Origin of the sequence: Pantoea cypripedii (genome assembly GCF_011395035.1) — a bacterium.
In the GTDB taxonomy this organism is placed as follows: domain Bacteria; phylum Pseudomonadota; class Gammaproteobacteria; order Enterobacterales; family Enterobacteriaceae; genus Pantoea; species Pantoea cypripedii_A.
This window is the reverse complement of record NZ_CP024768.1, coordinates 1,175,377-1,194,294: the sequence shown is the minus strand read 5'-3', so window position 1 is coordinate 1,194,294 and position 18,918 is coordinate 1,175,377. Positions and strand designations below refer to the sequence as shown.

The 18,918-nt window shown below is 55.4% G+C and carries 19 protein-coding genes; 2 read left to right on the top strand and 17 right to left on the bottom strand.

Annotation, left to right across the window (positions count from 1 at the left end):
* Window positions 1-10: 10 nt before the first annotated feature.
* The 5 genes from sucA to sdhC form a co-directional block, all read right to left on the bottom strand.
* Complete coding sequence (sucA, locus tag CUN67_RS05505) at window positions 11-2,818, bottom strand: 2-oxoglutarate dehydrogenase E1 component (protein WP_208714337.1); 2,808 nt, start codon at window positions 2,816-2,818, stop codon at window positions 11-13.
* A 204-nt stretch (window positions 2,819-3,022) separates the two neighbouring features.
* A complete protein-coding gene (locus CUN67_RS05500; RefSeq protein WP_084873518.1) occupies window positions 3,023-3,739 on the bottom strand; it encodes a succinate dehydrogenase iron-sulfur subunit in 717 nt (238 codons plus the stop codon).
* A 14-nt stretch (window positions 3,740-3,753) separates the two neighbouring features.
* The gene (sdhA, locus tag CUN67_RS05495) at window positions 3,754-5,520 is read right to left on the bottom strand and encodes a succinate dehydrogenase flavoprotein subunit (protein ID WP_208714336.1); all 1,767 of its coding nucleotides are present in this window, start codon (window positions 5,518-5,520) and stop codon (window positions 3,754-3,756) included.
* On the bottom strand, window positions 5,521-5,868 hold the full coding sequence (gene sdhD / locus CUN67_RS05490; RefSeq protein ID WP_013508297.1) for a succinate dehydrogenase membrane anchor subunit: 348 nt from the start codon (window positions 5,866-5,868) through the stop codon (window positions 5,521-5,523).
* The gene (gene sdhC, locus CUN67_RS05485) at window positions 5,862-6,251 is read right to left on the bottom strand and encodes a succinate dehydrogenase cytochrome b556 subunit (protein ID WP_084873516.1); all 390 of its coding nucleotides are present in this window, start codon (window positions 6,249-6,251) and stop codon (window positions 5,862-5,864) included. Before sdhC ends, sdhD begins: the two co-directional genes overlap by 7 nt.
* Window positions 6,252-7,014: 763 nt before the next feature.
* Between sdhC and CUN67_RS05480 the strand changes: the two genes are divergently transcribed.
* Window positions 7,015-8,298: a citrate synthase gene (locus tag CUN67_RS05480; RefSeq protein ID WP_208714335.1), complete on the top strand. Its 1,284-nt coding sequence runs from the start codon at window positions 7,015-7,017 to the stop codon at window positions 8,296-8,298.
* Between the two features lie 103 nt (window positions 8,299-8,401).
* On the opposite strand, the gene nei is transcribed toward CUN67_RS05480, so the two are convergent.
* From nei to CUN67_RS05425, 11 genes are all read right to left on the bottom strand, one after another.
* Complete coding sequence (gene nei / locus CUN67_RS05475) at window positions 8,402-9,190, bottom strand: endonuclease VIII (protein ID WP_208714334.1); 789 nt, start codon at window positions 9,188-9,190, stop codon at window positions 8,402-8,404.
* An 11-nt stretch (window positions 9,191-9,201) separates the two neighbouring features.
* Window positions 9,202-9,849, bottom strand: coding sequence for a pyroglutamyl-peptidase I (pcp, locus tag CUN67_RS05470; RefSeq protein ID WP_208714333.1), 648 nt, complete (start codon window positions 9,847-9,849; stop codon window positions 9,202-9,204).
* Window positions 9,850-9,856: 7 nt separating this feature from the next.
* Window positions 9,857-10,873, bottom strand: a complete 1,017-nt coding sequence (locus CUN67_RS05465; protein WP_208717074.1) for a DUF979 domain-containing protein — start codon at window positions 10,871-10,873, stop codon at window positions 9,857-9,859.
* A complete protein-coding gene (locus CUN67_RS05460) occupies window positions 10,873-11,601 on the bottom strand; it encodes a DUF969 domain-containing protein (protein WP_208714332.1) in 729 nt (242 codons plus the stop codon). Before CUN67_RS05460 ends, CUN67_RS05465 begins: the two co-directional genes overlap by 1 nt.
* Before the next feature lie 60 nt (window positions 11,602-11,661).
* Window positions 11,662-12,399, bottom strand: coding sequence for a 5-oxoprolinase subunit PxpA (gene pxpA, locus CUN67_RS05455; RefSeq protein WP_208714331.1), 738 nt, complete (start codon window positions 12,397-12,399; stop codon window positions 11,662-11,664).
* Window positions 12,389-13,321, bottom strand: a complete 933-nt coding sequence (gene pxpC / locus CUN67_RS05450) for a 5-oxoprolinase subunit PxpC (protein WP_208714330.1) — start codon at window positions 13,319-13,321, stop codon at window positions 12,389-12,391. The genes pxpA and pxpC overlap by 11 nt, the downstream gene beginning before the upstream one ends.
* Complete coding sequence (gene pxpB / locus CUN67_RS05445; protein WP_208714329.1) at window positions 13,315-13,971, bottom strand: 5-oxoprolinase subunit PxpB; 657 nt, start codon at window positions 13,969-13,971, stop codon at window positions 13,315-13,317. The genes pxpC and pxpB overlap by 7 nt, the downstream gene beginning before the upstream one ends.
* Window positions 13,972-14,112: 141 nt before the next feature.
* Window positions 14,113-14,856: a type 2 GTP cyclohydrolase I gene (locus CUN67_RS05440; RefSeq protein ID WP_208714328.1), complete on the bottom strand. Its 744-nt coding sequence runs from the start codon at window positions 14,854-14,856 to the stop codon at window positions 14,113-14,115.
* 17 nt (window positions 14,857-14,873) lie between these two features.
* Window positions 14,874-16,301, bottom strand: a complete 1,428-nt coding sequence (gene phrB, locus CUN67_RS05435) for a deoxyribodipyrimidine photo-lyase (RefSeq protein ID WP_208714327.1) — start codon at window positions 16,299-16,301, stop codon at window positions 14,874-14,876.
* Window positions 16,302-16,314: 13 nt separating this feature from the next.
* Window positions 16,315-17,271 (bottom strand): YbgA family protein, encoded by a 957-nt coding sequence (locus tag CUN67_RS05430; RefSeq protein WP_208714326.1) that lies wholly within the window; start codon window positions 17,269-17,271, stop codon window positions 16,315-16,317.
* Between the two features lie 151 nt (window positions 17,272-17,422).
* Complete coding sequence (locus CUN67_RS05425; RefSeq protein WP_208714325.1) at window positions 17,423-17,623, bottom strand: DUF2517 family protein; 201 nt, start codon at window positions 17,621-17,623, stop codon at window positions 17,423-17,425.
* A 241-nt stretch (window positions 17,624-17,864) separates the two neighbouring features.
* Here CUN67_RS05425 and kdpE point away from each other — a divergent pair, with 241 nt between their 5' ends.
* Window positions 17,865-18,539, top strand: coding sequence for a two-component system response regulator KdpE (gene kdpE / locus CUN67_RS05420; protein WP_208714324.1), 675 nt, complete (start codon window positions 17,865-17,867; stop codon window positions 18,537-18,539).
* A 111-nt stretch (window positions 18,540-18,650) separates the two neighbouring features.
* Here the strand turns inward: kdpE and CUN67_RS30580 are convergent.
* On the bottom strand, window positions 18,651-18,918 hold a 268-nt coding region (locus CUN67_RS30580; protein ID WP_208714323.1), incomplete at its 5' end, for a transposase.

Genomic DNA, 18,918 nt, shown 5'->3' with positions numbered 1-18,918 from the left:
TTCCTTTTTATTAACCAAGGTTCAGCGCGTCATTAACCAGGTCTTGCTGCTGTTTTTGATGTACGGACATGTAGCCCACGGCCGGTGAAGCAGAAGCCGGGCGGCCTGCATAGCGCAGTGAAGCACCAAACGGAACCACTTCGCGGAAATGATGCTGACTGCAATACCATGCACCCTGATTCAGAGGTTCTTCCTGACACCAGACAAAATCCTGGACATGAGAATAAGGTTTCAGTGCTTCCTGTACCGCTTTATGCGGGAATGGATACAGCTGCTCAATACGAATAATGGCGACGTCGTTCTTCTCGCTTTTACGACGTTGCTCCAGCAGATCGTAGTAGACCTTACCAGAACACATCACCACGCGTTTCACCTGTTTCGCATCGAGATCGTCGACTTCACCGATGGCAGGCTGGAAGCTGCCATTCGCCAGTTCATCGAGGGTCGAGATCGCCAGCGGATGACGCAGCAGCGATTTCGGCGACATCACGATCAGCGGACGACGCATACCACGCAACGCCTGACGACGCAGCATATGGTAAACCTGTGCAGGCGTTGAAGGCACGCACACCTGCATGTTCTGCTCGGCGCAGAGTTGCAGATAGCGCTCCAGACGCGCAGAGGAGTGCTCCGGACCCTGACCTTCATAACCGTGCGGCAGCAGCATCACCAGGCCACACATACGGCCCCACTTCTGCTCGCCGGAGCTGATGAACTGGTCGATAACCACCTGAGCACCGTTGGCAAAGTCACCAAACTGCGCTTCCCAGATGGTCAGCACGCGCGGTTCTGCGGTGGCATAACCGTATTCGAACGCCAGCACCGCTTCTTCTGACAGCACCGAGTCCCACACTTTGAACTGGCCCTGACCATGATGGATATGGTGCAGCGGCGTATAGGTGGAACCGTTCGCCTGGTTGTGCACCACCGCATGGCGATGGAAGAAGGTGCCACGGCCTGAGTCTTCACCCGACAGACGCACCGGGATGCCTTCATCAACCAGCGTGGCGTAAGCCAGGTTTTCTGCGCCGCCCCAGTCAAAGGCTTTGTTGCCTTCGGCCATTTCTTTACGGTCGTTATAAATCTTGGCAACACGGCCCTGAACTTCAATCGCTTCCGGCACCTGGCTGATACGGCGCGCCAGTTCCTGCAAACGTTTCATCTCAACGGTGGCCGGGTAGCTTTCGTCCCAGTCGTGATTCAGGTACGGCGACCAGGTGAAGGAGTGCAGGCTCATCGGACGCCATTCCGGCACCACGCATTCACCGGCATCCAGCGCATCGCGATACACATTGACCATTTCGGTAGCATCTTCCAGTTTGGCAATGCCATCCGCTTCCAGACGATCTGCGTAGATTTTACGCGGTGTCGGATGCTTTTTGATTTTCTGGTACATCAGCGGCTGGGTTGCGCTTGGCTCGTCCGCTTCGTTATGGCCGTGACGGCGATAGCACACCAGGTCGATAAACACATCACGTTTGAAGGTGTTGCGATAGTCGAGCGCCAGGCGGGTGACAAAGGCAACGGCTTCCGGATCGTCCGCGTTAACGTGGAAAATCGGTGCCAGTACCATTTTACCGATGTCAGTACAGTACGGCGTTGAACGTGCATCCTGCGGGTTTGAGGTGGTGAAACCCACCTGGTTGTTGATCACGATGCGAACCGTACCGCCCACTTCGTAACCCCGCGCCTGCGACATGTTCAGGGTTTCCTGCACCACGCCCTGCCCGGTCACCGCAGCATCACCGTGAATGGTGATCGGCAGCACTTTATTGCTGCTCGGTTCAGCCAGACGATCCAGACGCGCGCGCACCGAACCCATCACCACCGGACTCACGATCTCAAGGTGTGACGGGTTAAACGCCAGCGCCAGATGCACCAGGCCACCTTCGGTCTCCACGTCTGACGAGAAGCCCATGTGGTACTTCACGTCACCGGTGCCGAGGTGTTCTTTGTGCTTACCGGAAAATTCGTCGAACAAATCCTGCGGCTTTTTACCCAGGACGTTGATCAGCACGTTCAGACGGCCACGGTGGGCCATACCCAGCACCACTTCACGCGTACCGCTCTTACCTGCGTGACGAATCATTTCACGCAGCATCGGAATCAGCGCATCGCCACCTTCCAGTGAGAAGCGTTTCGCGCCAGGGAATTTGGCACCGAGGTATTTTTCCAGACCTTCTGCCGCGGTCAGCTCTTTCAGGAAACCTTTTTTCTCGTCCGCGCTGAAAGAGGCATGACCAACGATCGATTCGATACGCTGCTGAATCCAGCGTTTCTCTTCGGTGTTGTTGATATGCATATACTCGGCACCAATGGAGCCGCAGTAGGTTTGCTTCAGCGCTTCATAGAGATCGGCCAGCTTCATGGTCTCTTTGCCGATAGCAAAAGAGCCAACGTTAAAGCTTTCCTGAAAATCGGCGTCGGTCAGGTCGTGATACGTCGGGTCGAGATCCGGTACGGCGTCCTGTTTCCACAGGCCGAGCGGATCAAGGTTAGCGTGCTGGTGTCCGCGAAAGCGGAAGGCGTTGATCAGCTGCAGCACCTTAACCTGTTTGGAATTGGTGGCCGGATCAGTGACTGTGGAGGTGTAACGCGTTGCATCTTTGGCCAGGCGGCGGAAATAATCACGCGTGGTGGAGTGAAACTGCTCAGGTTTCACGCCAGTGCCGGGCAGCTGCTGGAACATGTCGCGCCACATGGCATCAACAGAGTCAGGATCGGTCAGGAAATCCTCATAGAGTTGCTCTATGTAAGATTGGTTCGCGCCGGCCAGCCAGGAGGAGTCCAGCCAGGGCTTCATCGCGCTGTTCTGCATTGTGATCCCTTAAGCATTAGTATGCTTTTTTTGAGGTTTCATTGTTGCCGCTTTCGCGGCTTGCCGTAGTGAGTTCAGCGATACGAGTCCTTGCGCTATCGGCGCCCGACTCGTAAGGGAACCTTTATAAGCGTGGTTCAGACCGCGCTTATAGAGGCTTCCGTAAACTGCCGGGAACCTGAGGTTCCCGGACAGTGGGTCTTCTTATGCTCCGCGTTGCAGCAGCATCGACTTAATATGGCCGATGGCGCGCGTCGGGTTTAGTCCTTTTGGGCACACGCTCACACAGTTCATGATGCTGTGACAGCGGAATACACTGAAAGCATCGTTCAGATTGTCCAGACGCGCATCCGTTTCAGTATCGCGGCTGTCAATCAGGAAACGGTAAGCCGCCAGCAAACCGGCCGGACCGATGAATTTGTCCGGGTTCCACCAGAACGACGGGCACGAGGTTGAGCAGCAGGCGCAGAGAATACACTCGTACAGACCATCCAGATGCTCACGCTCAGCCGGGCTTTGCAGATGCTCACGCGCCGGTGGATTTTCCCCGTTATTCAACAGGTAAGGCTTAATCTTCTCATACTGTGCGTAGAATTGCCCCATATCCACCACCAGATCGCGAATTACCGGCAATCCAGGCAGCGGACGGATAACAATTTTCTTCGTACCATTGCCCAGTGCGGACACCGGGGTGATACAGGCCAGACCGTTTTTGCCGTTCATGTTCAGGCCATCAGACCCGCACACGCCTTCACGGCAGGAGCGACGAAACGCCAGCGTCGGATCTTTTTCTTTCAGCTTGATCAGCGCGTCCAGCAGCATCATGTCGCGACCATCTTCCGCTTCCAGGCTGTACTCCTGCATACGCGGCGCGTCATCAACTTCCGGGTTGTAACGATAGATTGAAAATTCGAGTCTCATGATGATCTCCGCAATTAGTAGGTACGCGCTTTGGGCGGGAAGGCCGCACGCAGTTTCGGTTGCATGTTCACCTCACGGCGCGTCATGCTTTCCGTTTGCGGAACATAAAGGCTGTGGCACAACCAGTTGGCATCATCACGTTCCGGATAGTCGAAGCGGCTATGTGCGCCACGGCTTTCGGTACGGAAGTTTGCCGCCACTGCGGTGGCGTAGGCGGTTTCCATCAGGTTATCCAGCTCAAGGCATTCGATACGCTGAGTGTTGAAATCTGGCGAACGGTCATCAAGACGCGCTGATTTCAGGCGTTCACGAATGACTTTCAGCTCTTCCAGACCTTCACGCATCGCATCGCCTTCGCGGAATACTGAGAAGTTGTTCTGCATGCAACGTTGCAACGCTTTACGGATTTCAACGGGATCTTCACCAGTGGTGTTGTTTTCCCAACGGTTGAAACGCGCCATGGCTGCATCGATATTTTCCTGCGTGGCCTCACGCAGTTCGCCCTGCTCTTCCAGACACTCAAGCAAGTGCACACCGGCCGCTCGTCCAAATACCACCAGATCCAGCAAGGAGTTGCCGCCGAGACGGTTGGCACCATGTACCGATACGCAGGCGATTTCGCCTACCGCGAACAAACCAGGAATCACTTCGTCTTCGCCCTGCTCATTCACACGCAGCGCCTGGCCAGTGACTTTGGTCGGCACGCCACCCATCATGTAGTGGCAGGTTGGGATAACAGGAATCGGTTCTTTAATCGGGTCGACGTGCGCAAAGGTCCGCGACAGTTCAAGAATACCCGGCAGACGCGATTCCAGTACTTCCGCCCCCAGATGGTCGAGTTTCAGCTTGATGTGCGGACCCCACGGGCCGTCACAACCACGGCCTTCACGAATTTCCACCATCATTGAACGTGCAACCACATCACGGCCCGCCAGGTCTTTGGCGTTAGGCGCGTAACGCTCCATAAAGCGTTCGCCGTGTTTATTCAGCAGATAACCACCTTCACCACGGCAGCCTTCGGTCACCAGCACGCCTGCACCGGCGATACCGGTTGGGTGGAACTGCCACATTTCCATATCCTGCACCGGCACGCCTGCGCGCAGGGCCATACCGACGCCGTCACCGGTGTTGATGTGGGCGTTCGTGGTGGACTGGTAAATACGGCCTGCGCCGCCAGTCGCCAGAATGGTCGCTTTGGCTTTGAAGTAGACGGTTTCGCCGGTTTCGATGCAGATAGCGGTACAACCGACGATGGCACCGTCAGCGTTTTTCACCAGGTCCAGCGCATACCATTCGGAGAAGATAGTGGTTTTGTTTTTCAGGTTTTGCTGATACAGGGTATGCAGCAAGGCGTGACCAGTGCGGTCGGCAGCCGCAGCGGTACGCGCCGCCTGCTCACCACCGAAGTTTTTCGACTGACCACCAAACGGACGCTGATACACGCGGCCGTCATCAAGACGGGAGAATGGCAAACCCATATGCTCCAGCTCCAGAATCGCTTCCGGGCCGACATGACACATATATTCAATCGCGTCCTGGTCACCGATATAGTCGGAACCTTTCACGGTGTCGTACATATGCCATTCCCAGTTATCTTCGTGGGTGTTGCCAAGCGCCACGGTAATGCCGCCCTGGGCGGAAACGGTATGGGAACGGGTAGGGAAAACTTTCGACAACAGGGCGCAGGTCTGGCCCGATTGGGAGATTTGCAAAGCAGCGCGCATACCTGCACCACCTGCGCCGATCACCACGGCATCAAACTCTCTGACTGGCAAACTCATTTACACACCCCACACGACAACGGTTCCATAAATTGCATAGGACAACAGCGCAACCACAATCACCAGCTGCAACACCAGACGGGTCGCCAGCGGTTTCACGTAGTCAGTCAGCACCTGCCACATCCCGATCCAGCCGTGAATCAGAATGGAGAACAGCGTCAGCAACGTGAACACTTTGGTGAAGGAGGAAGCGAAGAAGCCGCGCCAGACGTCATACGTCAGCGTGCCAGTCATCACCACAAAACCGAGGATGTAGAGAATGTAGAGCGTAATTAAGATTGCAGCAGCACGCAGTAACAGCCAGTCATGAATACCGTTGCGTCCTAATGCAGAAGCATTGCTTACCATACGAGGACTCCAGCCAAAATTGAAAGCACGACAGTGATACCAAAAGCCGCCTGAGCGGAACGGGTGCCCATTTCCAGAGTTTCCGGCAGATAGCCGAAGTCCATTAACATATGGCGAATGCCGCCCACGGCATGATATGCCAGCGCGGTAAGAATGCCCCACATGATGAACTTAGCGAAGAAGCCATCCATAATGGACGCAGCTTGCAGGAAACCTTCGGGAGAGGAGAGCGAGAGACCCAGTAACCAGAGCAGAATTCCGAGAGCGACAAAGGTGATCACGCCGGAGACGCGGTGGAGAATGGACGATATTGCAGTAACGGGAAACCGGATCGTCGAGAGATCCAAGTTAACAGGTCTTTGTTTTTTCACGGTTTTGCCCACACAGCTCTTTTTTATTTTGCTTCCTCCGGTCCTGGGTTACAGCAGAGACACAGGACGTGTTCAGACAGCAACCGTCACCAAAGAAGCAACATCCAGTGTTCAATGACGCGGGGAAAACGCTGGGTGGCTCCTGGTGTCAGGGTATTCCGGAGACCTGGCGGCAGTATAGGAGGATCACATTCTGATTACAATTCCCCTACAATCTCTTTGGTCACATTTAAGCTGAACAGTGATCCCCCTCACGAATTTCACATTTCATACATTTTTAATTATCTGATTTGACAAAAGTTCAACAATTCGGTTACAAACAAACGCATTAAAGCCCTATGATGCACAAAAGTTATGGGGATACACTTTCCCCTAAGCTGAAGTTATGTAACATTGCCACTCAGAGCATTACAAAGCATCAGGTTATTGGTTACCAAGAAGTTATGTCGTGACAGGATCTTTAACATCCGCGATTTGCAGCATGTCATGCCCGGACGCCACTGGCTCAAACACATCGTTCGCTCTGTACTCTACCCTGCACGACAAACATGACCGCAGAGTGATACTGTGAAGATTGTGGTTTTCTTAGCCTAAGTAATTCGAGGCGCAGCAAGGCGGCAAGTGTGCGAATTCCCAGGAGCTTACTCAAGTAAGTGACGGGGATGAGCGCACACAGCCAACGCAGCGGCGGCTTGAAGTACGACGGCTATATGCAACATGAAGGCGGTTTAGGTGTCTAAGATCCTTACCTACCAAGGCGCTATGGAGACGAAAAATGACAGATAAAAAAGTGACGCTAACCCTACAAGACGGTACGACAGTGGAACTGGACGTGATGAAAGGCACGCTGGGACAGGATGTCGTTGATGTTCGCGCTCTCGGATCTAAAGGCCTTTTCACCTTCGACCCCGGTTTCACGTCTACGGCGTCATGCGAATCCAAAATCACCTTTATTGATGGTGACGAAGGCATTTTGTTACATCGCGGTTACCCAATTGATCAACTGGCAACAAACTCAAACTATCTGGAAGTGTGTTACATCCTGCTCAATGGCGAAGCGCCGACCCAGGAGCAATACGACGAATTCCGCACTACCGTTACCCGCCACACCATGATCCACGAACAAATCACCCGCCTGTTCCACGGTTTCCGTCGTGACTCCCATCCGATGGCGGTGATGTGTGGTGTGACTGGCGCACTGGCCGCGTTTTATCACGACTCGCTGGACGTCAATATTGAGCGTCACCGTGAAATCGCTGCGTTCCGTCTGCTGTCAAAAATGCCGACCATGGCGGCCATGTGCTACAAATACTCCATCGGTCAGCCGTTCGTTTATCCACGCAATGACCTCTCCTATGCCGGTAACTTCCTGCACATGATGTTCGCCACACCGTGCGAAGAGTACAAAGTTAACCCGGTGCTGGAACGCGCGATGGACCGTATCCTGATTCTGCACGCTGACCACGAGCAGAACGCTTCCACGTCTACCGTGCGTACCGCCGGTTCATCCGGGGCTAACCCGTTTGCCTGTATCGCCGCCGGTATCGCCTCCCTGTGGGGACCGGCACACGGCGGTGCAAACGAAGCCACGCTGCGGATGCTGGAAGAGATCAGCACCGTGGAACACATCCCGGAATTCGTGCGCCGCGCCAAAGACAAAAACGATTCGTTCCGTCTGATGGGCTTCGGTCACCGCGTGTATAAGAACTATGATCCGCGCGCCACCGTGATGCGTGAAACCTGCCACGAAGTGCTGAACGAGCTGGGTATGAAAGATGACCTGCTGGAAGTGGCGATGGAGCTGGAACATATCGCGCTGAACGACCCGTACTTTATCGAGCGCAAACTTTATCCGAACGTCGATTTCTACTCAGGTATTATTCTGAAAGCGATGGGTATCCCGTCTTCGATGTTCACGGTGATTTTCGCCATGGCGCGTACCGTTGGCTGGATCGCTCACTGGAAAGAGATGCACGACGAAGGCATGAAGATTGCCCGTCCGCGTCAGCTGTATACCGGTTATACCGAGCGTCCTTTCAGCTCAGAGCTGAAAAAATAAGTTTTAGGGCGGGTTATCCCGCCCTTCTTTTTTATGACCGCGCGATAAATCGCGCCGCTACAATATGCATCCAATCCGTAGCGGCGCGATTTATCGCGCATCATTATTTCTGGCATCCCGGACACCAGTAAAACGGCCGTGATGACAGCACGCCCTTCTCAATCAGCGTACCGCAGCGTCGACACACCTGCCCCTGCCGATGAAAAACCTCAAAGCGAAACGACGCTTCTTCATGATACTTCTTCATGCTGCCACGCATCTGATACGAGAGACGCGGTACCGCCAGCATCGCTTCACTCAGCGCACGTAACTGCCCGGCATCCAGATCCTGGGCACGATGTTGTGCCAGCAACTGCGCGTGCCAAAGGATCTCCACTCGCAGGTAATTTCCCAGCCCGGCGAGAAATGCCTGGTCAAGCAGCAGACCACTGAATTGCCGCCGCCGGAAACGTGGCGACAAAAGCCGTTGCTGCACCTCATCGACGGTCAGACGGGCATCCAGCACATCTGGCCCGACACGTTGCAGAAAAGGATGCGTTGCCAGCGTGTCGGCGTTGAGCAGCTCAATATCCGAGGCGCTGTATAACAATATGGTCTGGTCGGCATTCGCCAGACGCACCCGTAACTGGCGCGTGGTTTGCGGTTCGGTACCGGTGGGCACCACGCGCCAGACACCATACAGCTGGTTATGGCTGTAGAGCGTCAGGCCGTTAGAAAAATGGGTGAGCAACGCCTTGCCACGCGTTTCGATGGCGGTAACCGTTTCCCCCAGCAGCGCCGGTTCGTAGGTTTTTAACTGCGGGAAGGCAAACCACACATCGGTGAGCGGTTTACCCGTCATGGCTGCCGCCAGTTGATCCGCCGCACGACGGATCTCCGGTCCTTCAGGCATCACGGCTCCTGTTAATGCGTTGCGCCACCCACAACGCGTAAGTCCTTATCCACACTCAGCGTCACCTGCACCGCAATCTCCAGCGCCTGAATCACGTTGGCGGCTGCCATGCTTGGCGCTCCGGGGTGTTTTACCGCCTGCTCCGGCAGATAAGGAATATGGATAAAACCACCGCGAGCCTGGCTTTGACGCGTTTCCAGCCAGTGTAGCAAGTGGTACATCACATTATTACAGGTGAAAGTACCCGCGGTCTGCGACACTGAAGCAGGAATACCCGCTTCACGTACCGCCGCCACAATGGCTTTGATCGGCAGGCTGGAAAAGTAAGCAACCGGCCCTTCAGCAACAATCGGCTGATCAATCGGCTGCTGTCCTTCGTTATCGGGAATACGCGCATCATCCACATTGATCGCCACCCTTTCCACGGTGAAATCACTGCGGCCACCCGCCTGACCGATACACAGGATGCGGTCCGGTTGCAGTTCGTCCAGCGCCTCAGTCAGCACCGCACCACATTGGCTGAACGTCACTGGCAGCTGACGCACCACCACGCGAGCGCCATCGATCACTTTACCCTCAAAGGTACGTACCGCTTCCCACGAGGGATTAATGCTTTCGCCTTCAAAAGGCGCAAACGCGGTCAGTAATACCGTTTTCATTGCATCCTCACAAAAACATCATGAACCACAACAGGAAAATATTGACCACCAGCAGTAGCACACCAGTAGGCACCTGAGCCTTGATCACCGCATTACGATCCGGCAGCTCCAGCAGACGTGCCGGGACGAGGTTAAAGTTGGCCGCCATCGGGGTCATCAGCGTACCGCAATAGCCGGAGAACATACCAATCGCCGCCATCACTGCCGGATTACCATGATGTTGCAGCACCAGAATCGGGATACCGATCCCGGCGGTGACAATCGGAAACGCGGCAAAAGCATTGCCCATCACCATGGTCAGCAGCGCCATGCCGATGGCGTACACCGCCACGGCGATAAAGCGGTTATCCACTGCCAGCCAGGTTTCGGTCAGGTGCGATATCGCGTTACCCACACCGGCGCTGGTGAACAGCAGGCCCAGGGTGGCGAGGATCTGCGGCAGGATAAAGGCCCAGCCAACCGCATCCAGTAAGCGACGCGTCTCCTGCATCGACTGCGCGGGTTTTTCCTGGGTCATTTTCAATGCCACCAGCCAGCCAATCAGGCAACCCAGCATCATCGAGAACAGCGTAATCAGCGTCGAATGGTTACCGGCACCAAACACCGCCTGTTGCAGACCAGGAAGATTGTTGAACGCCAGCACCCCCACCACCGTCACCACCGGGATCGCCAGCGCGGGCAGGAACAACTTGTTGCCGAGACGTTTGGCACTGGCCTGTTTTTCGGCGTCGCTGCGCTGGTGATAACTGCCGAGGCGCACCCCGCCAAATCCGGCGATCAATGCCATGACCACCACGGCGACACCCACGCCGATATGCAACCAGCGCTGGCCCTGTTCAGCGCTCCCCGCCAGATGACCCATCAGTTGATAAGCGCCATCACCAATCAGGAAAATCAGGCCATACAGCGCCCAGAACAGCCCCGTGGTCAGACGCCGTGGATTGGCGCGATCCCGCCACGAGAAGACGGCCACAATCAGCAGAATGATACCCGCCAGCCACATCAGATATTGTTGCTGAAACATCATTGCTCTCCTTTCGCCTGCAACGCCTGATGATTCAGCGTGCCCAGCTCACGAGCCAGCTGACGATCAAGACGGATCAGGCGGGCGGAGTGAATCAGGAAGGCACAAATTGCGGTCGGAATCCCCCATACCGCGATATGCAGCGGTTCGGTCTGGATGCCCGCTGACTCCTGCATAAAGTTGTGCATAAAGATGATGGCACCAAAGGCGACGAAGATATCCTCACCAAAAAATAAACCGACGTTGTCCGTCGCTGCCGACATCGCACGCAGGCGATGGCGAACCTCCGGCGACACTTCACCATAACGGTTTTCCGTCGCGCCTTCCGCCATCGGTGCCAGCAGCGGGCGGACCATCTGCGGATGACCACCGAGGCTGGTCAGTCCCAGTGCGGCAGTGATTTCACGGACAAACAGGTAGACGATCAGCAAACGCCCTGCGGTGGCAGTTTTAATCTGGGCGATCCAGGTTTGCGCCCGCTCTTTCAGACCGTGCCGCTCCAGCAGGCCGATCACCGCAAGCGGCAGCAGCAGAATCAGCGGCAGATTACGGGTATTCAGGAACCCGGATCCCAGCTTGTCTAAAATGTCAGCCAGCGGCATATGGGCCGATAGCCCGGTAACAAAACCGGCAACAATCACCACCAGCACTGGATTGAACCGCAGCACAAAGCCGAGCACGATGGTCGCAATACCCAGCAGCGGCCAGAGATTTACCACGCTTTCCATGTTTACTCCCCTTGTCAAAAATAAAAAGCCCGGCGCAAAGCCGGGCAATCAGTTAAAAACTTATGCGCTGGTGACGGAGATTTGCTGAGTAGCAAATGCCGCGCGCAACGCGTGAGCAAATTGCAGCGCATGCGCACCGTCGCCATGCAGACAAACAGTTTGCGCGTTCACCGCGACCCACTCACCACTGATGCTTTGTACTTTACGCTGTTGCACCATGGTGAGCGTCTGGGCAATCGCCTGGGCGCTGTCCTCGATCAGCGCTCCCGGCTGGCTGCGCGGCACCAGCGCCCCACTGGCCTGATAGCCACGGTCGGCAAACACTTCTTCACGGGTTTGCAGGCCATAATGCGCCGCTGCGCGAATCGACTCGCTGCCCGCCAGTCCCACCAGAATCAGGCGCGCATCCACCGCTTTTACCGCCCGCGCAATGGTATCCGCCAGCAGCGGATCGGCAGCGGCCTGGTTGTATAACATGCCATGTGGCTTCACATGTACCAGCCGCTCGCCTTCGCTCTCCGCCAGGCTTTTCAATGCGCCAACCTGATAAATCATCTGGGCATAGACCGTCTCCGCAGGCAATTGCATAGCGGTGCGGCCAAAGTTTTCCCGGTCAGGAAAGCTGGGATGCGCGCCAATAGCCACGCCCGCCGCTTTCGCCCAGCGTACCGATTGCAGCATGGTGACGGCATCCCCCGCATGGAAACCACAGGCGATGTTGGCGGAGCTGACCAGTTGCAGCAATTCCTGATCGCTGCCACTGCCTTCACCGAGGTCGGCGTTGAGATCAATCTTCATGTGAGAGTCCCCAGGTCATTTGATCGAATACACGTTGTTGCTGCTGCTTCGCCTGCATCGCTTCTTCCAGTGTGCAGTGCACAAAATGGATCGGTTCACCGAGGCGAATCTGCGCCAGATGGTAGAGATCGGCTTCGATAATGCAGGCAATGCGCGGGTAGCCTCCGGTGGTCTGCGCATCGGCCATCAGTACGATAGGTTGCCCATTGGGCGGCACCTGTACCACACCCGGCACCAGTCCGTGCGACAGCAGGTCACGCGTGGCTTTGCGATGTAATGTGCGCCCCTGCAAACGGTAACCCATGCGGTTACTTTGCGGGCTGAGCTTCCACGCGCTGCGCCAGAAGCCTTCCTGCGCTTCACGGGTGAATTCGTTGTATTCCGGACCCGGTAAGGCACGCAGACGGTTACCCCACAGCAACTGGCGCACTCCGGCCTTACGGCGGAAGTTACGCGTGGCCTTGCCAAGTGGTAATTGATCGCCATCCTGTAATTTACGCCCGGCAAAACCGCCAAAACCGGCTTTCAGATCGGTACTGGCGGAACCCAGCATTTCCGGCACGGCAAAGCCTCCGTTAACCGCCAGATAGCTGCGCATCCCATGCACCGGCATCGACAGGCTCAGCACCTGCCCTTTTTTCACCGGCAGACGCCAGCCCGTCCAGACCGCTTTGCCATCCAGTTCCGCGTTACAGCCCGCGCCGGTCAGCGCAAACCAGCCATCACGCTGAAACTGCGCTTTAAACTGCCCCAGCACAATCTCCAGCACCGCGCTGTTTTCATCATTTCCCACCAGCATGTTGGCGGTGCGCATCGCCGGTTGATCCAGGGCACCACTGACGCTCACGCCAAACTGTCGCCAGCCGTTACGGCCCTGGTCCTGCAATGAGGTCATCAATCCGGCGCGTAGAATTTTTAACATACGCCCTCCTTTTGCGGCACAAAGCGCACGCTATCGCCAGGGCGCAACAGCGTGGGGGGTTGCAGCTGAGGATCAAACAGGCTGATGGAAGTTTGTCCCAGCAATTGCCAGCCACCCGGCGTTGCCAGCGGATACACGCCGGTTTGACTGCCACCAATACCTACCGAACCCGCAGGTACGATGACGCGGGGTTCTGCTCGACGCGGCGTGTGTAAGCGGCTATCGAGGCCACCGAGATAGGGGAATCCTGGCTGAAAGCCAATAAAATAAACCACATATGCGCTGCTGCTGTGCAGCTCAACCACCTGGCGCGGGGTCATAGCGGCATGATCGGCAACCACCTGGAGATCCGGACCTGCGTCGCCACCATAAATCACCGGAATTTCCACCAGACGCGATTCAGGCAGCTGCGCTTCACTCTCTTCCCACCAGCGTTGCAGCTTTTCGATCGCATCCAGCGCATTGCGTTGCGGATCGCGCAGTAGCAGCGTCAGATTATTCATGCCGGGGATCACTTCCGACACCGTCTCATTTCCCTGTAACCGCTGGCACAATCCCCAGATGCGTTGCTGGCTGGCTAAGGAAACCGGTGGTTCCAGTTCCAGTACCACCGCGCGCTCACCCAGCAGATAACAACGTGCTCGTTGCAAAACCCACCTCCTGATTCACTTTCTCAGGGCAGCCAGCCCATGATGCTAATGATTTAAAGGCCATCAGTTATGCGAAAGTGTCAGAGATGTGTCAACCGATTTGCGCCCCCAGCGGCAGCTAAGGGCGTAACAGATGAAAAATCAGGCAGGATTATCGATATCGATAAAGGTCACGTCGAGGCCATAGCTTTGCGCCAGCCACTCACCCAGCGCCTTGATACCACCACGTTCGGTGGCATGATGTCCGGCGGCAAAGAAATGTAATCCCTGCTCTCGCGCGCTGTGAATGGTTTGTTCCGACACTTCGCCAGTGATAAAGGCATCAACGCCAAAAGCAGCCGCATTATCGATAAAACCCTGACCGCCGCCGCTACACCAGGCGATGCGTTTGATTTTCTCCGGCGCATTATCACCGCAGTGCAGCGGCGTGCGCCCAAGAGCCTGGGTGATGCGCTGCGCCAGTGCCTCACCGCTCAGCGGTTCTGCCAGCTCTCCCCAGGGCACCAGCGGCATGATTTCACCCTTCACCTCAATATCAAACAGCCGCGCCAGCTGCGCGTTGTTACCGAGATGTGGGTGCGCATCAAGCGGCAGATGCCAGCCATAGAGATTGATATCATTGGCCAGTAACGTGCGCAGGCGCTGGCGCTTCATCCCTTTAATCACCGGGGCTTCGCTTTTCCAGAAGTAACCGTGATGCACCATCACTGCATCGGCATTGCGTTGTACCGCTTCGTCCAGCAAAGCCTGACAGGCGGTGACACCGGTAATAATGGTTTTCACCTCCGCCCGCCCTTCCACCTGCAACCCATTAGGGGCGTAGTCGTTGAAGGCGCTGGTGTTCAGCTGCTGGTTAACGATGTGTTCTAATTCGACATGATTCATAATGGCTCCCTGACCCATCAGGCCGCGCTGCGCGCGCGCTCGAAGGCGTCCAGTGTCTTTTTACGTGCGTCCTTATGTTCCACGATTGGCTCGGGATAATCGAGTGTCTTGTTATTTTTCTGCGCCCAGAGGTGTGGCTGGTGGATATGCTGGTCGGGCACGGCCTCCAGCTCGGGGAGCCACTGACGAATAAATTCTCCCTGCTTGTCGAAACGTTCACCCTGGGTCGTTGGATTAAAAATGCGGAAATAAGGTGCTGCATCGGTGCCGGTAGACGCTGCCCACTGCCAGCCACCGTTATTGGCGGCCAGATCGCCATCAATCAACTGCTGCATAAAGTAACGTTCACCTTCATGCCAGTCGATCAACAGATCCTTCACCAGGAAGCTGGCAACAATCATCCTCAGGCGATTATGCATCCAGCCCAGAGCATTCAGCTGACGCATGGCGGCATCAACAATCGGATAGCCCGTGTTGCCCTGCTGCCAGGCGACAAAGTGGGCCTGATTCTTCTGCCAGCAGACGTGACGTGTCCAGCCGACAAACGGCTGATGCTTACACAGCGCCGGAAATGCCACCATCAGATGACGGTAAAACTCGCGCCAGATTAATTCATTCAGCCAGACAAAAGCTTTTCCGCCATCGAGAGCATCCGGATGCTGTTTCAGGATGCGATGCAGGCACTGACGTGGCGATAACACGCCTGTCGCCAGATACACCGACAACCTGCTGGTGCCATCCACCGCCGGTTTATCACGCTCGGTTGCATAGTCCACCACCGATTGCTGCGCAAAATGACGCAACTGCTTAAGGGCAGCGTCCTCACCCGGCGGGAATAACCTTTCATCGATCGCGTCCATCGGATAATCGAACGCGGGGATTTTTTTGCCAGCGGCAATCGGTGCACCGTCACGGGCGCGGGGGGCGACATGACACTCGGGCAGCCCCTGGTGCAGGCGACGGACAAAGGCTTTGCTGAACGGGGTAAACACTTTGAACATGGTGCGACCGCCAGTCTGCACGCTGCCAGGGGGCAACAACAGGCTGTCATCAAAACCCTGACAAATCACCCCCTGATCGTCGAGACGCTTTTCTGCCGCTGCGTCACGCTGGCGTTCGTTGATTTCGTATTGGTAGTTATAAAACAGCTGATCAACCTTATGCCGCTGGCAGAACTCCGCCAGGTAATCCACCGATGCCGCAAAGTCGTCACACTGATGGTAATGCAGCCTGATGCCTCGCTCCGCCAGCGATGTCTGTAACAAACACAGGTTTTGATAAATAAACATCGCCTGTTTGGGGGCCATATGATGCTGTTGCCACTGGCCCGGCGTTGCGATAAACAGCGCTATCACCTGCGCTTTAGTGTCACGGCAGGCAGCATACAGGGCACTGTTGTCATTGATGCGTAAATCGTTACGCAGCCAGACGAGATGGGTGGTCATAATACTCCTGACATTATTGGCCGTAGCGCAATCGCAGCGCTTCCGGATAGGGATCGAAGTAGCGCTGCTGAGCCAGCCACGGATGCGGGAACTCCGCCATATAGTGTTTAAGGATGGTGACAGGTGCCAGTAACGGCTGCACCCCGCAGCGGTAGCGGTCAATCAATTGCGCCAGTTCCTGACGCTGCCGCGAGGTCAGCTGGCGACGGAAATAGCCCTGCACATGCATCAACACATTGGTGTGGTTGCGTCGGGTCGATTTATGCGCCAGCAGCTGCATCAGACGATTACGGTATTCAAAGGCGTAATCCTCCAGGGAATCCCACTGATCCATCTTCGCGACAAAACGTCCCAGTTCACGGTATTCATCCTGAGAATGGGACAACAGCAGCAATTTGTAACGACTGTGGAACGCCATCAGCTGATGACGCGTCAGGCCATTGCGCCACATTTGATTAAATTCATGCAGGGCGTAGACACGCCCGATGAAGTTTTCGCGGATATCGGGATCATGGAGCCGTCCATCTTCTTCCAGCGGTAACCAGGGTAATTCACGCTGCAGAAATGCGGTGAAAATGCCGGTACCCGCCTTGCGATTGTTATTGGTTTCCGGCTCATACACTCGCACCCGTTCCAGGCCACAGCTGGGTGATTTGGCACACAGGATATAGCCGCAAAGATGATGCAACGATTTCACCCGCTGCGCTGACCATTGCGCCATTTCATCAGTGATCTCATCCCCGCCTTCTTTACTGAAACAAAGATGCACACCTGCATCCTCTTCTTTTACCAGGCGCAACGCCGGACGGGGCGTGGGGAGGCCAATCGCCATTTCAGGGCAGACCGGTTCAAAATGGACAAATGGGGCGAGTTCGTCGGTCGCAAAGGCGAAGCGCTTGTGGCCGCCATCGAAACGAACGCGATCCCCGAGCAGGCAGGCACTGATACCGACAGGAATTTTCTCGCGCATAGTTGTACAACCTCTGAAATCTTGTAGAGGTTTTAAGTGTAGCTGAAATGCGTGCTGATCACAGCGTCACCGCTGCACTGAAGTGAGAAATTGGGATAAAAAAACCCGGTGCTTCGGGGAAGACACCGGGTCGATATGCTGCGAACAAGTGTTACCAGAAAATGCCGCCTGCCGCTTCAGATTGTGCCAGCCAGACCGGCTTAGCACTGGTTTTGCACCACATACGATGCAGATAGCTGTAAAAACGTGCGCGATCGGCACGGAACAGCATCACGGGGAGCGCCAGCACGCCCAGTAACACCACCAGCGCACGGCGCAGCACAACTTTGTAGAGCGGATATGCCTGATACATGATTGCCTCCTGGTGAGTCGTAGAAAATGTGATCTGACACGAATATTACGCCTGGTTGTGTAATTTTACTACTCATCCGACCACTTTTTTGATCTTTTTTTGTCCATTTTTCCGCCTTGCTGAAATTAAGTTACATAAGTGTGAATTTTTGGTTTTCGTCGGGTAACAAACTTCAACGCGGACGCCAGAACGATTTATTGCTACAGTGAGCCGTTATCCATTTTTTGCCTCAGGAGTTCGCGTGACCACCATCTTGATCGTTGAAGATGAAAAGGAGATCCGCCGTTTCGTGCGCCTGGCGCTGGAAGGCGAAGGGTTAAAGATTGTGGAAGCTGAGCAGTTGCAGCGTGGTTTGATCGAAGCCGCAACACGCAAGCCCGACCTGGTGATCCTGGATTTAGGGCTGCCTGATGGTGATGGCAATGATTTTATCCGCGAAGTGCGCCAGTGGAGCAGCATGCCGGTGATTGTGTTGTCAGCACGTACCGATGAGCAGGATAAGATCGATGCGCTGGATGCCGGTGCCGATGACTATCTCACTAAACCTTTTGGTATCGGTGAATTGCTGGCTCGTGTCCGGGTAGCGTTGCGTCGTCATCAGAGCAATCAACCCGAACCGATATTGAATTTTGGTGATGTTAGTGTCGATATCGCAGCGCGGCGCGTATTGCGCGCGGGTGAGGAAGTCCATCTGACGCCGACAGAATTCCGCCTGCTCAGCCTGCTGCTGAATAATGCCGGTAAGGTTTTGACGCAACGCCAGTTGCTGAATCAGGTCTGGGGGCCGAATGCGGTGGAGCATAGCCATTATCTGCGTATTTATATGGGACATTTGCGCCAGAAGCTGGAAGCCAACCCCACCCAGCCAAACCATTTGCTGACGGAAACCGGTATTGGCTATCGATTTATGCCGTAAAAATGTGTGTTAATCCGCAAATGTTGATCGTTAAGGATGACCCGCATAATTTTCACTGCGATATTTGAGTTTCCTCTGTCAGCCGTAGATACTCTGTCTCGCGTCAAGTATTTACGGATGCCTGTCACTAAAAAGTTTCGATGCATCAAAGTCCTGACCGTGTTTTATGCAACTCCATAAGCCGGTCAGGTATTTTCTCATGATGGCGCATATCGCCTGGATTTTTTTCCTGCCCCTCGCCACTAACGCCGTGTAAAACGCATTGGCCCGTGGTTCATGGTGCGCCGCACTCAGCGCCGCCATATACATTGCCCTGCGCAGGTGACCGTTCCCTGCCTTACCCAGACGCCCCGGCCGGTTTACGCTGCTCCCTGACTGG

What these genes read in the sequence shown, in the direction of transcription:
- pxpC (WP_208714330.1), bottom strand. Translation starts at nt 13,321, where the DNA reads ATGTTAAAAATTCTACGCGCCGGATTGATGACCTCATTGCAGGACCAG.
- pcp (WP_208714333.1), bottom strand. Translation starts at nt 9,849, where the DNA reads ATGAAAACGGTATTACTGACCGCGTTTGCGCCTTTTGAAGGCGAAAGC.
- CUN67_RS05500 (WP_084873518.1), bottom strand. Translation starts at nt 3,739, where the DNA reads ATGAGACTCGAATTTTCAATCTATCGTTACAACCCGGAAGTTGATGAC.
- CUN67_RS05460 (WP_208714332.1), bottom strand. Translation starts at nt 11,601, where the DNA reads ATGGAAAGCGTGGTAAATCTCTGGCCGCTGCTGGGTATTGCGACCATC.
- CUN67_RS05425 (WP_208714325.1), bottom strand. Translation starts at nt 17,623, where the DNA reads ATGTATCAGGCATATCCGCTCTACAAAGTTGTGCTGCGCCGTGCGCTG.
- CUN67_RS05430 (WP_208714326.1), bottom strand. Translation starts at nt 17,271, where the DNA reads ATGCGCGAGAAAATTCCTGTCGGTATCAGTGCCTGCCTGCTCGGGGAT.
- phrB (WP_208714327.1), bottom strand. Translation starts at nt 16,301, where the DNA reads ATGACCACCCATCTCGTCTGGCTGCGTAACGATTTACGCATCAATGAC.
- nei (WP_208714334.1), bottom strand. Translation starts at nt 9,190, where the DNA reads ATGCCTGAAGGACCGGAGATCCGTCGTGCGGCGGATCAACTGGCGGCA.
- pxpA (WP_208714331.1), bottom strand. Translation starts at nt 12,399, where the DNA reads ATGAAGATTGATCTCAACGCCGACCTCGGTGAAGGCAGTGGCAGCGAT.
- CUN67_RS05440 (WP_208714328.1), bottom strand. Translation starts at nt 14,856, where the DNA reads ATGAATCATGTCGAATTAGAACACATCGTTAACCAGCAGCTGAACACC.
- sdhD (WP_013508297.1), bottom strand. Translation starts at nt 5,868, where the DNA reads ATGGTAAGCAATGCTTCTGCATTAGGACGCAACGGTATTCATGACTGG.
- sucA (WP_208714337.1), bottom strand. Translation starts at nt 2,818, where the DNA reads ATGCAGAACAGCGCGATGAAGCCCTGGCTGGACTCCTCCTGGCTGGCC.
- CUN67_RS05480 (WP_208714335.1), top strand. Translation starts at nt 7,015, where the DNA reads ATGACAGATAAAAAAGTGACGCTAACCCTACAAGACGGTACGACAGTG.
- CUN67_RS05465 (WP_208717074.1), bottom strand. Translation starts at nt 10,873, where the DNA reads ATGTTTCAGCAACAATATCTGATGTGGCTGGCGGGTATCATTCTGCTG.
- sdhA (WP_208714336.1), bottom strand. Translation starts at nt 5,520, where the DNA reads ATGAGTTTGCCAGTCAGAGAGTTTGATGCCGTGGTGATCGGCGCAGGT.